Origin of the sequence: Streptomyces sp. 135 (assembly GCF_020026305.1) — a bacterium.
Taxonomy (GTDB): domain Bacteria; phylum Actinomycetota; class Actinomycetes; order Streptomycetales; family Streptomycetaceae; genus Streptomyces.
Map to the genome: position 1 here is coordinate 1,251,652 of NZ_CP075691.1, position 14,380 is coordinate 1,266,031.

Below are 14,380 nucleotides of genomic sequence, written 5' to 3' on the forward strand. Positions count from 1 at the left end.
CCTCCACTTGAGTGATCCCGCCTCATCCCCACCCTCGCCCCGCCGCAGTCTCGAAAGAAGTTGCGAAGACCGTGCGCGACAGGCCGATGGGGACCCTTGGGACGTCACAGCTTGCCCGATGCACACGGACCCAACGCGCCCGGCCCTCGTCCTCGCAGCGCGGCGGTGGCGGTGGCAGTGGCGGTGGCGGCCCGCAGCGAGCAGCCAGGGCTGACGCCCCGCCCGGCCCTCAGCGGATCGGCACCGCCGGTTCCAGATGCCCCACCGGCCAGGTGTGCACCGGCTCGCCCTCGTGCATCAGCCGGCAGTACCGCTTGGTGGTCGCGGCCAGGGCCGCTTCCCGGGACAGACCGCTCTCCAGGGCGCGGTGGTACGTCGCCACCTGCCACGACGCGCCGTTGACCCGCCGACTGCACCGTTCCTCGATCACCCCGAGGTAGAAGTCCCGGTCCGCGGGCTCCACGCCCCACGCGTCGAGCCCGGCGGCCGCGAGCGGCAGCAGTTCATCGCGTACGAGATCGACGGCCGCCACCTCGACCGTGCCGCCGGTGCCGCCCCTGCCACCGAGCCTGCCGCGCCGCGGCCACCGCAGCCGGGCGTCGATGCCGTGCCGGCACGCGACCTCGAAGTTGTCGGCGGCGGTCTCGAAGGGCAGCCGGGTCCATACCGGCCTCGCCTCCTCCGCGAGGGCCCGCACGAGCCCGTAGTAGAAGGCGACATTGGCGATGACGTCGGTGACGGTGGGGCCCGCGGGCAGCACGCGGTTCTCGACCCGCAGATGCGGGACGCCGTCGGCGATGCCGTACACCGGGCGGTTCCAGCGGTAGACGGTGCCGTTGTGCAGGACGAGTTCGCCGAGCTGCGGCACACCGCCCGCGTCGATGACGCCCAGCGGATCCTCGGCCTCCATGAGGGGCAGCAGCGCCGGAAAGTAGCGCAGGTTCTCCTCGAAGAGCTCCAGCGGCCCCGTGATCCACCGCTCCCCGAACCAGGTCCTCGGCCGCACGCCCTGGGCCTGGAGCTCGGGCGGTCGCGTGTCGGTGGACTGGAGGAAGAGCGGGGGCCGCGACTCGCGCCACAACTCGCGCCCGAAGAGGAACGGCGCGTTGGCCCCCACGGCGACCTGCGCCGCGGCGACGGCCTGCGCCGCGTTCCACACATCGGCGAACCGGCCCGGGGTGACCTGGAGGTGCAACTGCACGGAGGTGCACGCCGCTTCGGGCACGATCGAGGCGGACGTGCAGGTCAGCCGCTCCACGCCCTCGATGTCGAGGGCGAAGCGCTCGCCGCGCGCCGCCACGATCTGCTCGTTGAGGAGGGCGTAGCGGTCGACGTCGGAGAGGTTGGCGGAGACCATGTCCTCCCTGTTCAGGGTCGGCAGAATGCCGATCATGACGATCCCCGCGTCCACCTCGTTGGCTTTTCTGTGCGCGTAGTTGAGACCGGTGCGCACTTCTTCGGCGAGCCGGTCGAGAACGCGTCCGCCGAGCCGGTGCGGGGCAATGTTCACTTCCAGGTTGAACATTCCGAGTTCCGTCTGGAAATCCCCGCTCGCGATGCGCTCGAGAACCTGCGCATTCAACATTCTCGGCAGTCCGTCGGGCCCTGCGAGATTCAGCTCGATCTCCATGCCCATCAGATTCCTGGGCCGATCGAACCGCTCCTCCTCCAACAGCCGCTCCAGCCCCGTCAGGCACGCGCGGAGCTTCCTTCGGTACTGGTGTCGATCGGACAGGTCGAACGCGCCCGCCACGACCTTCTCACCCATCGAAGCGTCCCTCCTCGGACAGGCAGCCAAGGGTCCGGCCACTGTGTACGGGGGATGATGCCCCGTCAATGTGATCGATAACGCCCCACGGCGACGCGCCGGGCAGTAGGCTCGTGGCAGCCGACGCGCGGCACATTCACCGGGCATGCGGCAGGCGAGGATTCCGTTCCGGAGAACCTGGTCAAAAGAACCGACGGGAATCGGCCGACCGCTCACCTCGCTGAATACGAGGTCACGGAAGCGAGGCCTATCCGAAATCGGGTTAAACCTCTCAGAAGTATGACCCGATAACGCCTTGCCCGCAATATCGAGCACGTCTAGCCGAAACACCGCTCGAACATGTCTCATATAAACTTCGCAATCTAGGCAGAGAGTTGGCGCTCGCGGTCCCCCGGCCCCCGCCCCTCTGACCCAGAGCTGACAGCGACGTCACGCACCTGCCCCCGCTCCACTGTGCCTGTCGAATGAGAGAGGCGACCCACCATGCCGCTGCATGTCCTCCCGGCCCCCGCGCCCGCCCTGCGCAGCGTCCTCGCGGCACTCGGTTCCCCCACAGCCGTACGCGAGGCCCGGACCCCGGCCCTCCGTGCCGCCCAGGGTGCCGTGAGCCCCGAACTCCCGCTGCCCGTCCATGTGCTGGGCCGCACCGCGCCCGACGGCACCTCGCCCACCCGCCTCGCCGGCTGGCGCTTCATGATCCGCAGCGGCGAGCGCACCCTCGCCGCGGCCGACACGATGCTCACACCGGACGGCTGGGCCTTCTCCCACTTCTTCGAGGGCCCTTACATCGCCTCCACCGAGCGGGCCCTGCGGCACGCCGAGGCCATGCCGATGCCCTGCCAGCCCCGACTGCTCTCCGTACCCGAGCTCTACATGCTGACGCTCTGGCTGCACGGCGACTGCACCGACGACGGCACCGATGCCCCGCTCGCGGCCACCGATCTGCTGGTCCCCCTGGCTCCGGCCCCGCCCGGCATCGCGGCCCACCGGCCGCACCGCGTCGCCGAGTTGCTCCCGGTCCTCGCCCACCGCCTGACACCGGCGACGCCCGCGCCCCTGCTCGGCTCGCCCGCCTGACCCCGCCGCAACCCTGCTGTCACACGTGCCCCGCCGCCCTTGGCCGCGGGGCACGGCGCTGCGCCCCCACCCAGGTGGACTAGTCCGGTCAGGCCACCCCGAACCACCCGAAGGGACAGTGGAGTTGGGCTGAACCGCCCGGGCGGGTGATACGTCATTAAGCAGTAAGAACCGCTGCTGCAAAATCCCTGCGGATTGACGCCCGTGGGGCAACACTGGGAACGGACCGACTACAACGGGGGGCGGTTATGAGTACCGCAGCGAACCGCAGCACAGACGTCACCACCATCTCACCGCAGCGAAAGAACCCTTCCATGTGCCAGCACCAACCACCGTGCCCGACAGCCGACTCCGCCGACCGGGAGGCCGCGCTCCTCATGGCGAGCCACCCGGAGCAGGGCTGGAGCCTGCTGTGCAACGGCGTCCTGCTCTTCGAGGACACCGGTGAGCTGCTGCCGGACGGCCAGATCATCGCCCCGCACCGACCGCTGGGCACCGACCAGATCATGACGGCCGCCTGATCGCCGCCGGCACAGCCGCACGGACGTAACCCCGCAGCACGGAACAGAACACGGAACACACGAGGGGCCGGCCCGGAGAGAACTCTCCGAACCGGCCCCGGCGCATGCCCGTGCCGCACGGGCCCCGTCATCAGTCCTCGTACGCGTCCAGCGGCGGGCACGAGCAGACGAGGTTCCGGTCGCCGTACGCCTGGTCGATGCGGCGCACCGGCGGCCAGTACTTGTCCGACGCGACGACGCCGGCCGGGAAGACGGCCTCCTCACGGCTGTAGCCGTGCTCCCACTCCCCGCCGAGCGCGGCCGCGGTGTGCGGCGCGTTCCGCAGCGGGTTGTCGTCGGCGGCCCACTCACCGGAGCCGACCTTCTCGATCTCCCGGCGGATGGCGATCATCGCGTCGCAGAACCGGTCGATCTCGGCGAGGTCCTCGCTCTCGGTCGGCTCGATCATCAGCGTGCCCGCGACCGGGAAGGACATGGTCGGCGCGTGGAAGCCGTAGTCGATGAGCCGCTTGGCGATGTCGTCGACGCTGACGCCGGTCGCCTTGCTGAGCGGCCGCAGGTCGATGATGGCCTCGTGCGCGACGAGCCCGCCGGGACCGGTGTAGAGCACCGGGTAGTGCGGCTCCAGGCGCTTGGCGATGTAGTTGGCGGAGAGCACCGCGACCTGGGTGGCGCGCTTGAGCCCCTCGCCGCCCATGAGGCGTACGTACGACCAGGAGATCGGCAGGATCCCGGCGGAACCCCACGGCGCCGCGGAGATCGGGCCGACACCGGTCTTCGGGCCCGCGGCGGGCTGCAACGGATGGTTGGGCAGGTACGGGGCGAGGTGCTCGCGCACACCGACCGGGCCGACACCCGGGCCGCCGCCGCCGTGCGGGATGCAGAAGGTCTTGTGCAGGTTCAGGTGCGAGACGTCGCCGCCGAAGTGCCCCGGCTTGGCGAGACCCACCAGCGCGTTGAGGTTCGCGCCGTCGACGTACACCTGACCGCCGGCCTCGTGCACCTCCGCGCAGATGTCGGCGACGTGCTCCTCGAACACACCGTGCGTCGAGGGGTACGTGATCATGAGCACGGCGAGCTCGTCACGGTGCTTCTCGATCTTGGCGCGCAGGTCCTCGGCGTCGATCTCGCCGTCGTCGGCGGTCTTCACGACGACGACCTTCATGCCGGCCATGACGGCGCTCGCCGCGTTCGTCCCGTGCGCGGAGGACGGGATGAGGCAGACGGTGCGCTGGTCGTCACCGTTGGCGCGGTGGTACCCGCGCACGGCCAGCAGCCCGGCCAGCTCACCCTGCGACCCGGCGTTCGGCTGGAGGGAGACCTTGTCGTACCCGGTGACCTCGGCGAGCCGCTCCTCCAGCTCACGGATGAGCGTGAGGTAGCCCTGCGCCTGCTGGGCGGGCGCGAAGGGGTGCAGCTGTCCGAACTCGGGCCAGGTGACCGGCTCCATCTCGGTGGTCGCGTTGAGCTTCATGGTGCAGGAGCCCAGCGGGATCATGCCGCGGTCGAGCGCGTAGTCGCGGTCGGCCAGCCTGCGCAGGTAGCGCAGCATCGACGTCTCGGAGCGGTACTGGTGGAAGACGGGGTGCGTGAGGTACTGATCCGTGCGCAGCAGACCCGCGGGCAGCGTGTCCCTGACCTCGGCGTCGAGCGCGTCGACATCGGCCTCGACCCCGAAGGCCCCCCACACGGCGGCGAGCTGCCGGCGCGTGGTGGTCTCGTCACAGGCGAGCGAGACGTGGTCGGCGTCGACCCGGCGGATGTTGACGCCGTTCTCGCGGGCTGCAGAAACGATCCCCTCCGCCTTGCCGGGCACGCGCACGGTCAGCGTGTCGAAGTACGCGCCGTGCACGACCTCGACACCGCCGGCCTTCAGGCCCTCGGCGAGGAGCGTCGCGTACCGGTGGGTGCGCCGCGCGATGGACTTCAGCCCGTCGGGGCCGTGGTAGACGGCGTACATCCCGGCCATGACGGCGAGCAGCACCTGAGCGGTACAGATGTTGCTGGTGGCCTTCTCACGGCGGATGTGCTGCTCACGGGTCTGCAGCGCGAGCCGGTACGCCTTGTTGCCGTCGGCGTCGACGGAGACGCCGACGAGCCGCCCGGGCAGGCTGCGCGCGAACTTCTCGCGCACCGCCATGTAACCGGCGTGCGGGCCGCCGAAGCCCATCGGCACACCGAAGCGCTGGGTCGTGCCGACGGCGATGTCCGCGCCGAGCTCGCCGGGCGAGGTGAGCAGCGTCAGGGCGAGCAGGTCGGCGGCGACCGTGACGACCGCACCGAGCTCGTGCGCCTGGTCGATGAGCGGCTTGATGTCGCGTACGGCGCCGGAGGCGCCGGGGTACTGAACCAGCACGCCCACGACACCGCGCTCGGCGACCTCGGCGGGAATACCGGTGCTCAAGTCCGTGACGACGACCTCGACACCCGTCGGCTCGGCACGGGTCCGGATGACGGCGATGGTCTGCGGCAGGGCGTCGGCGTCGACGAGGAAGACGCCGTCCTTGACCTTGCCCATGCGCCGCGACAGGGCCATGGCCTCGGCAGCGGCCGTCCCCTCGTCGAGCAGCGAGGCTCCGGAGGTGGGCAGGCCGGTCAGCTCGGCGACCATGGTCTGGAAGTTGAGCAGCGCCTCGAGGCGCCCCTGGGAGATCTCGGGCTGGTACGGCGTGTAGGCGGTGTACCAGGCGGGGTTCTCCATGACGTTCCGCAAGATCACGGGCGGCGTGAAGGTGCCGTAGTACCCGAGACCGATCATGGAATCGAGGACCTGGTTCCGGTCGGCGAGCGAGCGCAGTTCGGCCAGCACCTCGGCCTCGGAGCGCGCGCCGGGCAGCTTCAGCGCCTCGGCGTTCTTGATCACATCCGGCACCGCGGCGGCCGTGAGCTCGTCGAGCGAGCCGTACCCGACCTGGGCGAGCATCTTGGCCCGCGCTTCCGCATCGGGCCCGATGTGCCGCTGCTCGAAGGGGATGCCCTGTTCGAGCTCGGAGAGCGGGATGCGATTGGTGGCAGTCATTGCGGAGGCCTCCTGGTCTGCGCGACCTACGAGGGGTACCACGGCGCGGGTACCCGGACGGCCTCCCCCTCTGTCATCTCAACCTGAGAGCTTCACCGGGGACACCCGCGAAGGCGCCGTCCCGGCTTTCACCGTCGGTGAGGAAGGGGTTCGAACGTGCCCGCCCGTACGCCCGCCCTGCTTTCCAGAGTGACCTCGTCCGTGCGGTACGTGTGCCTGAGAGATTCCGGGGAGGATTTGCTCCTTCGGCGCCTCCGGAATCGTGACCCGGAGAGCTCTCCCGCACGGGATCAGCAGCCAGCGCCAGCCTACCAGCGCGTCCCCCGGCCATTCCCTCGAGTGGCCGCCTGCCCCGAAGTGCTCTTACGTAGTGAGTACGAGCGGACAAAGATGAGTTATGCCCACATCCGACCCCGCGATCAGCTGGAGGGCCCGTGCAGACCGACATCGATCCGCGCAACCTGATCGGCCGCAAGGCGTTCGACCGGAACGGGGCGAAGATCGGCACGATCGACGAGATCTATCTCGACGACGCCACCGGCGCACCGGAGTGGGCGGCCATACGCACCGGCCTGTTCAGCCGCGACGCCTTCGTCCCCCTGGAGCCGAGCGAACTCACCGGCGACGGCACCCTCCGCATCCCCTTCGACCGCGACCTGATCAAGGACGCCCCCGACTTCGGCGTCGGCCGCCACCTCTCCCCCGCCCAGGAACTCCAGCTCTACCACCACTACGGCCTGGACACCACACCCCCAGAGCCCCCTCCCCGGGACCGCAACTTCGGCCACATCGCAGGCGACCCTCCCTGACCACGCGGCTGTTCCCCCTCCCCTTGCACCATCGGCCACGCGGACCCGCAATCCCGGTCACCCAGCCAACAAGCCCCCAGCGAGGCTGACCGGCCAGCCCAAGACCACCACACCGGCCGCATCACCGCCGCCCCCCGTACGACCCCCTCGCCACGGACCTCCCCCTCCCCTCTGCCGGGCCCCCACCCCGACCGCAGCTGGCTCCCCCTAGACCACGCACCAGCCCCAACGCGGGGCACCCTCCCCTGGCGGCCACCTCGCCGCGAACCTCACCCCTCGCCCCGACCGAGCCCCCTCCCCGCAGGATCCACCGCCGTGAGGGCGCCACGCCGCCCTCAACCCCGCTCCCCCAGCCCTGCCACCTCCCCAGCCCCCGCAGGCAAGGCCTCCCCCACGACCGACGGCTCCACCGCGCAGGACAGCCCTGCCGCACGGAACGGCCCTGCCGCCCCGGACGGCTCCACCAACGGCAACGGCTCCGCCGGCACCAGCAGCGGATCATCCGTGCGGAACGTCCGCACCCGCCCCGGCTCGGACCCCGGCGTCTCGAAGCGCACCGTCACCCGGCCCAGCCCGCTCCCCTGCACCCACCCGTGCCCGTACTCGGCATGCCGCACATCGTGCCCAGCTGCCCAGCGCCGCTCCGCAGGGGCCGCGGACTCCTCGGCACCCACATCCTGCGGCTCCCCGGGCGACGCCCCGTCCGCTTCGCCGCCGGACTCCGGCTCCACACCCTCATCGGAAACCCCGGCCTCAGCAGCAGCCTGCGCCTGGGCCTGCGCGAAGAGGTCCTCCTGCGTGTAGTCGGCGAGCCCCGTGACCCCCACCCCCAGCAGCCGCACCCCACCCGTGGTGTCCACGGACTCCAGCAGCCGCGCCGCGGCCTCCCGGACCACTCCGGGATCGTCGGTGGGCCCCCGCAACGTCTCGGACCGCGTCAGCGTGGAGAAGTCGAACCGCCGCACCTTCAGCACGATGGTCCGCCCCGAGTGCCCCGCCGCACGCAGCCGCTGCACGCACCGGTCGGCGAGCCGGGCGACCTCCCCCCTGACCCGCACCCGGTCGTGGATGTCCACGTCATAGGTGTCCTCGACGCTGACCGACTTGGTGTCCCGCTCGGCCACCACGGGCCGCTCGTCGTGCGCCAGCGCCATCGCGTACAGCGATCCGCCGTGCGCCTTCCCGAGCAGCCGTACGAGCTCGTCCTCCCCGGCCTCGGCGATCTCCTCGACCGTGGTGATCCCGGCCCGCCGCAAATGGTCCCCGGTGGCGGGACCGACCCCCGGCAACGTCCGCACCGACATCGGTCCCAGCAGCGCCCGCTCCGTCCCCGGTGCTATCAGCCTGAGCCCATCCGGCTTGGCCTCCTCGGAGGCGATCTTCGCCAGCATCTTGGAGGCGGCGAGCCCCACGGACCCGGTCAGCCCGGTCACCGCCTTGATGTCCGCCCGCAGCCGCTCCCCCACGGCCCTGGCCGACGCCTCGTCATCGGCGACCCCGCCCGCCTCCAGGTCCACGAAGGCCTCGTCCAGGCTGAGCGGCTCCACCAGCGGTGACAGCTCCCGCAGCAGCCCCATGACCTGCTCACTGATCTCGCGGTACAACCCGAAGCGCGGCACGAGATAGGCGGCGTTCGGAGCCAGCCGCCGCGCCTGCCCCATCGGCATCGCCGAGTGCACACCGAACCGCCGTGCCTCATAGGAGGCCGTGGCCACGACACCCCGCGGCCCGAGACCGCCCACCACCACGGCCTTTCCACGCAGACTCGGCTTCGCGGCCTGCTCGGCGGACGCGTAGAAGGCATCCATGTCCAGATGCAGGATCGTCGGCGCGCTTCTCACATCTCCGATGCTGCCTTACGCCACTGACAATGCCCCATCGACAGGCCCCTCGGCGGCTCAGACCGCCTTGTTGCGCCGTCTGGCGAGCTCATCGGCGGGGTTGTGGCCGACGAGCGTCTCCCCGGTGTCGATCCGCTCCCCGTGCAGCTGGGAGAGCGCGGCCTCGACGTCACGCCACACCACACCCACGGCGATCCCGAACACCCCCTGCCCGCCCTGGAGCAGGTCGTGGACCTCGCTGGGGGACGTGCACTCGTAGACCGTCGCGCCGTCGCTCATCAGCGTCATCCGCTCAAGGTCACGGAACCCGCGCTCCCGCAGATGCTGGACCGTCGTACGGATGTTCTGCAGCGATACCCCGGTGTCGAGGAACCGCTTGACGACCTTCAGGACGACGACGTCCCGGAAGCTGTAGAGCCGCTGGGTACCGGAACCGCCGGCGGCACGCACGCTGGGCTCGACCAGGCCCGTGCGGGCCCAGTAGTCGAGCTGGCGGTACGTGATGCCCGCGGCCGCGCACGCGGTCGGACCGCGATACCCGATCCGCTCGGAATCCTCGAACGTCGCGTCCCCGCTCCCCTGGACCACCATCGGCTTCGGAGAGTGATCGGCCGCGCTGTGAAACGGGTACGGACCGCCCACCGCCGTACCGTCGCCGCTGCTTCTCACGCCGACCTCCGTCCTTGACCTGCCTTCTCGACGGTAGGCAGTCACCAGGGGCTCGTCAACGATCGCCACACTCGCCACGCCGAGTGATAATCACCCTGAGAGTGGTTTCACGTGCCCCGCCGCGGGGAAAGGCTAGCCGAATGGCCCGAAACGGACCCCGGGGAGCGGCTCACTGGCTGTTGGTGCCGAAGTCCTCGGGCGAGATCTGGTCGAGGAACTCGCGGAACTTCTCCACCTCGTCCTCCTGCTCGTCCGGGATCGCGATCCCGGCGTCGTCCAGGACGCCGTCGCTTCCATAGATCGGCGTTCCGGTGCGCAGCGCCAGCGCTATGGCGTCGGAAGGCCGCGCGCTCACCTCCACCCCGCTGGCGAAGACCAGCTCGGCGTAGAAGACCCCTTCCCGCAGGTCGGTGATGCGCACTTCGGAGAGCTCCTGGCCCACCGCGTCCAGCACGTCCTTGAACAGGTCATGGGTCAGCGGCCGTGCGGGTGCCATGCCCTGCTGCGCGAAGGCGATGGCAGTCGCCTCACCTGGTCCGATCCAGATGGGGAGGTACCGGTCGCCTCCCACTTCACGCAGGAGCACGATCGGCTGGTTGGAGGGCATTTCGACCCGGACACCTACGACGTCGAGCTCGTTCACACAGCAACCCTAGGACGTGGCTGGCAGGTTTGGGTAGTCGGGCACCCGCCGAGTACCAGCCGGGCCTCGGCCCGGGTGCCTGCCGGATCAGGGCAGTCTGACCCCGAGCGCGGTCTGCACGAGGGCCGAATGCAGCTTTCCCGTGAGCCCCGCGAGCTCTTTGGTACGGGCCTCGGCGTGGGCCCTGGTCTGCGGATTGCGGTGCCGCCGCAGCGGCGCGACGACCTGGTCGACGAGACCGGCCTCCCGGTCGGCGGCGGACTTCATGGCCCGCAAATGGCGTGGCTCGATACCGAACCGGCCGAGCTCGACGACGAGCGAGGCGATCGTGACGGCCTCCGCGTCGTACCCCCCGTCCGGCAGCCGCACCACGAGCCCGTACGTCTCCCACTCGTCGAGCTGCCGCTCCTCGATCTCCGCGACCGCCAGCAGCTCGTCACGGCCCACACGGGCCGCAGTCGGCCGCTCGGCCTCGTCGTGGCCCTCGGTGCCGCCGGGGTCGCGCTGGCGCCCCAGAGAGGGCAGCGGGGCCCGCTCGCCCCGCTCCAGCGCTTCGAGGTGCTCGCGGATGACCTTGAGCGGCAGATAGTGGTCCCGCTGCATCCTCAGGACATGGCCGAGCCGCTCGACATCCTCCGGACTGAACTTCCGGTAGCCCGACGGCGTGCGCTGCGGCTCGATGAGCCCCTCGGACTCCAGGAAACGAATCTTGGAGATCGTGACCTCGGGAAATTCGTCACGCAGCGTGTTCAGCACGGTGCCGATGCTCATCAGCCGACGGTCCGCGGCGGCGGTGCCGGTGACGGCACCGCCGCTCGGTGTTTGAAGCATGGACCTTCCTGAGGGGGGTGCCCCCCGGACGGGTCCGGGGGTGGTGGGTCAGATGCCGACGCTCCGCTGGCTCGCGTAGAAGACCAGCCGGTACTTACCGATCTGCACCTCGTCGCCGTTCGACAACGCGACGGAGTCGATGCGCTCCCGGTTGACGTACGTGCCGTTGAGGCTGCCCACGTCGGCGACGGTGAAGGAACCGTCCTGGACGCGACGGAACTCCACGTGGCGACGCGACACCGTCACGTCGTCGAGGAAGATGTCGCTCTGCGGGTGACGCCCCGCCGTGGTCAGCTCGCCGTCGAGCAGGAAACGGCTGCCCGAGTTCGGCCCACGGCGCACCACGAGGAGCGCCGAGCCCAGCGGCAGCGCGTCGACGGCGGCCTGTGCCTCCGGGGAGAGCGCGGGAGACAGGGTCTGCCCCGTCGCCTCCGCGTCATAGGCCTCAAGGCCCGAGATGGAGATCGTCGAGGTCGTCTCGGACGCGCGCTCCGGTGCCGCGCCCGCGCGCAGCGGCGCACCGCAGTTGGAGCAGAACCGGCTCGCCTCGGCGTTTCGGTTCCCGCACCTCGTACACACCAGGGCCATGGACGGGTCCTCCTGCCGCGGCTGCCCCGCGGGGGCATGGGATGCATACGGGTCGGGGGTAAACCCTCCACCCGCGCCTGAGGTTGACGGTTCTCCGAAACCTATGCGGCCGGGACCGGCAGGGTCAACAGATGACGCGCCCTGTCCGCCCGAATTGTCACCACCTGGACCAGCCACCTGGTCCCGGAACATGGGGCGCTCGCCGCCCTGTCCCTCACCGTCTCCATGGCGCGGGGCACGGTGCCGGGCAGTGGCGGGATTGCCGCTGTCCTCACGTGCACTCTTGCCGAACAACTTCGCAAACAACTTCACGGGCGATTCCCCTTGACCGAAACAGACCCGCCCGTGGGGCAGGACGAACCCTGATTGCTCTCACCGGCATTCATCGGTGAACCAGACATCATCACAACGTCCGTATCCACCAAACAGTTTCCACCACGCACCACGCTTCCGGTGCGCCGACCCCCCGCAACCTCATGCCCTCGCCTCACGGCCTCCATGCGCCCGCCCCTCACTGCGAGGACGACCGAGCGTAGTCAGGCCGCTTCGCAGGTCGCAAGGCGCTCACGACGATCTTCTCCGAGCGTGTCACGGTCACCGTGGCCTGCTCCTTCTCCAGAGTCTGCACCACGCCTCCCGGGATGTTCAGCGCAGGTTCCAGATCCTGCGGCTTGCCGATCACCTTGAAGAGGTACGGTTCGCCGACCTTGCGGCCGTCCACCCGGACACCACCGCCGTCGGCGTCCGACAGGTGGGTGCTGGCCACCACGCGTACGTCGTTGATCTGAATCGCCTCGGCGCCGGCGGCGCGCAGTTCCTGAATGGCGTCGAGCAGCATGTCCGCCTCGACCGCCCCCTTCTTGTCCTCGATGGCGAGCGTGATCCCCGGCCCCTGGGCCGCCACCGTGCCTGCCAGGATGCCGAGTTGCCTCTCCCGCTCGACCGTCTGCTTGCGGGCCTCTTCGGCTTGGTCCGAACTGTTCTCCAGCCCGGTCCGCTGCTCCTCGAGACTCCGCTTCTCTTCTTCCAGACGCTGAGTACGGTCATCCAGTTCATCGAGGATGCGTACAAGATCTTCTTGCCGCGCGCCGCGCAGCGCGCTGCTGTCGTTGTTGGACCGCACCTGGATGGCCAGACCGAGGCCCAGCACGAACAGCAGCAGGGCGACGATCAGTTGAGGCCGGGTCACCCGCGGCGGCCACAGGCCCTTCACCAGCCGCTGACGGCCGGTGAGCCCCTGCGCCCCGGGCGCGGGCGGCGCGGGCGTCTCGGACGCCTTGGGCTCGCTCGGGACCTCCGCGGGGAGTTCCTTGCGATGACGGTGCTCGGGCTTCTTCTCGGCGCTCATCGGCGTCACGCCCTGAAGATGTGCCGGCGGATGGCGGCGGCGTTGGAGAAGATCCGGATGCCGAGGACCACGACGACGCCGGTGGACAGCTGCGCACCGACACCCAACTTGTCGCCCAGGAAGACGATCAGTGCGGCCACCACCACGTTCGACAGGAACGACACCACGAAGACCTTGTCGTCGAAGATGCCGTCGAGCATCGCGCGCAAGCCGCCGAACACGGCGTCGAGAGCCGCGACCACGGCGATGGGGAGGTACGGCTCGACCACCGCCGGAACCTCGGGCCGAACCAACAATCCGGCCACGACTCCCACGACGAGGCCCAGTACGGCGATCACGATGTGCCCTTTCCTGCTTTCGGCTCTGCTGTACGTACGGTCACACTCGGCGCTGCGGGCAGCCGGAGCTCGTCCGACACGGAAATGCTGGTCCGGATGCCGAAGTTCTCCTGCAGAGCATGCAGGTACTGACCGTCGGGGCTGTTCTGGAACCGTGTGCTCAGGCGTTTCCCCGCCCCCACCGCGAGCACCGTATACGGCGGCACCAGCGGCCTGTTGTCCACCAGTATCGCGTCACCCGCGGCCCTGATCGCCGACAGCGCGGTGAGCCGCTGGTCGTTGATGGAGATCGCCTCGGCGCCGGACTGCCACAGGCCGTTGACGACGCGCTGCATGTCCCGGTCGCGCACCCGCCCGGTGTCGGAGAACCCGGCGCTCTCGCGTGGCCCACCGCCGCCCTGGTCGGCCTGCTTCTTGTCGTCCACCACGAGCTTCACTCCGGGCCCGCGGACCTTCGTCGCGCCGGAGAGCAGACCGAGCAACTCGCCCTGGCTGCCGCCGTGCTTCTTCAGTGCGGCCCGCTGCCGCTCGCCCACGTCGTCGCGGAGCTCGTCCACGTCGTCCTCGAGCTCGTCGGCCCCGGCCGTGGCGGCCTCGACGCGGTCGATCAGCTCCTCGCGCTCCTTGGCGAGCACCGGCGCCGCCACTCGGGCCTGCGCCGCCCCAACGGTGACGACCAGGGCGGCGAGTACGAGGCCCGCGGCGAGACCGAGTTTGGCCCGCAGCGGCCGAGGAAGACCACTGACCCCTTCGGCCTTCTTTCTGGCGGCCGCCTCCGCGTACCCCTCGTCCAGGCTGTGGTCCATGACCGTGGTGAGCAGCGACATGGACGCGTCCGGACGTCTGGGCCGGGAAGGGGTGCTCCGAACGGGGGGCTGCTGCGGCATGCCGCACATCGTCGCACGTCGCGGGCGCTACCTCCGAATGG

General features: G+C 70.2%; 13 protein-coding genes and 1 riboswitch. Of the genes, 3 read left to right on the forward strand and 10 right to left on the reverse strand.

Annotation, left to right across the window (positions count from 1 at the left end; genetic code table 11):
• Positions 1-229: 229 nt before the first annotated feature.
• Positions 230-1,768 (reverse strand): glutamate--cysteine ligase, encoded by a 1,539-nt coding sequence (locus tag KKZ08_RS05815; protein WP_223773418.1) that lies wholly within the window; start codon positions 1,766-1,768, stop codon positions 230-232.
• 483 nt (positions 1,769-2,251) lie between these two features.
• Here KKZ08_RS05815 and KKZ08_RS05820 point away from each other — a divergent pair, with 483 nt between their 5' ends.
• A complete protein-coding gene (locus KKZ08_RS05820) occupies positions 2,252-2,845 on the forward strand; it encodes a hypothetical protein (RefSeq protein ID WP_223773419.1) in 594 nt (197 codons plus the stop codon).
• Between the two features lie 314 nt (positions 2,846-3,159).
• On the forward strand, positions 3,160-3,366 hold the full coding sequence (locus tag KKZ08_RS05825; protein WP_030794330.1) for a DUF5999 family protein: 207 nt from the start codon (positions 3,160-3,162) through the stop codon (positions 3,364-3,366).
• A 130-nt stretch (positions 3,367-3,496) separates the two neighbouring features.
• On the opposite strand, the gene gcvP is transcribed toward KKZ08_RS05825, so the two are convergent.
• Positions 3,497-6,385: an aminomethyl-transferring glycine dehydrogenase gene (gene gcvP / locus KKZ08_RS05830; RefSeq protein ID WP_223773421.1), complete on the reverse strand. Its 2,889-nt coding sequence runs from the start codon at positions 6,383-6,385 to the stop codon at positions 3,497-3,499.
• Positions 6,386-6,579: 194 nt separating this feature from the next.
• Positions 6,580-6,678, reverse strand: a riboswitch (glycine riboswitch).
• A 141-nt stretch (positions 6,679-6,819) separates the two neighbouring features.
• On the opposite strand from gcvP, the gene KKZ08_RS05835 reads away from it, so the two are divergent.
• Entirely contained in the window at positions 6,820-7,194 is a 375-nt protein-coding gene (locus KKZ08_RS05835) for a PRC-barrel domain-containing protein (RefSeq protein WP_223773422.1), read from the forward strand.
• 335 nt (positions 7,195-7,529) lie between these two features.
• Here the strand turns inward: KKZ08_RS05835 and KKZ08_RS05840 are convergent, their stop codons facing one another.
• The 8 genes from KKZ08_RS05840 to KKZ08_RS05875 all read right to left on the reverse strand — a co-directional run bounded on the left by KKZ08_RS05840 (position 7,530) and on the right by KKZ08_RS05875 (position 14,348).
• Entirely contained in the window at positions 7,530-9,035 is a 1,506-nt protein-coding gene (locus tag KKZ08_RS05840; RefSeq protein ID WP_223773423.1) for a DNA polymerase IV, read from the reverse strand.
• A gap of 57 nt (positions 9,036-9,092) precedes the next feature.
• Positions 9,093-9,704 carry a MerR family transcriptional regulator gene (locus tag KKZ08_RS05845; RefSeq protein ID WP_223773424.1) on the reverse strand — a complete coding sequence of 204 codons (612 nt, stop codon included), beginning with the start codon at positions 9,702-9,704 and terminating at the stop codon, positions 9,093-9,095.
• Positions 9,705-9,873: 169 nt separating this feature from the next.
• Positions 9,874-10,347 (reverse strand): bifunctional nuclease family protein, encoded by a 474-nt coding sequence (locus KKZ08_RS05850; protein ID WP_067272821.1) that lies wholly within the window; start codon positions 10,345-10,347, stop codon positions 9,874-9,876.
• Positions 10,348-10,434: 87 nt separating this feature from the next.
• Entirely contained in the window at positions 10,435-11,178 is a 744-nt protein-coding gene (locus KKZ08_RS05855; protein WP_223773425.1) for a MerR family transcriptional regulator, read from the reverse strand.
• Between the two features lie 48 nt (positions 11,179-11,226).
• The gene (locus tag KKZ08_RS05860; protein ID WP_223778926.1) at positions 11,227-12,120 is read right to left on the reverse strand and encodes an FHA domain-containing protein; all 894 of its coding nucleotides are present in this window, start codon (positions 12,118-12,120) and stop codon (positions 11,227-11,229) included.
• A gap of 157 nt (positions 12,121-12,277) precedes the next feature.
• The gene (locus KKZ08_RS05865; protein ID WP_223778927.1) at positions 12,278-13,114 is read right to left on the reverse strand and encodes a DUF881 domain-containing protein; all 837 of its coding nucleotides are present in this window, start codon (positions 13,112-13,114) and stop codon (positions 12,278-12,280) included.
• A gap of 5 nt (positions 13,115-13,119) precedes the next feature.
• Positions 13,120-13,452, reverse strand: coding sequence for a small basic family protein (locus KKZ08_RS05870; RefSeq protein WP_030794354.1), 333 nt, complete (start codon positions 13,450-13,452; stop codon positions 13,120-13,122).
• A complete protein-coding gene (locus KKZ08_RS05875; protein WP_223773426.1) occupies positions 13,449-14,348 on the reverse strand; it encodes a DUF881 domain-containing protein in 900 nt (299 codons plus the stop codon). The genes KKZ08_RS05870 and KKZ08_RS05875 overlap by 4 nt, the downstream gene beginning before the upstream one ends.
• Between the last annotated feature and the right edge of the window lie 32 nt (positions 14,349-14,380).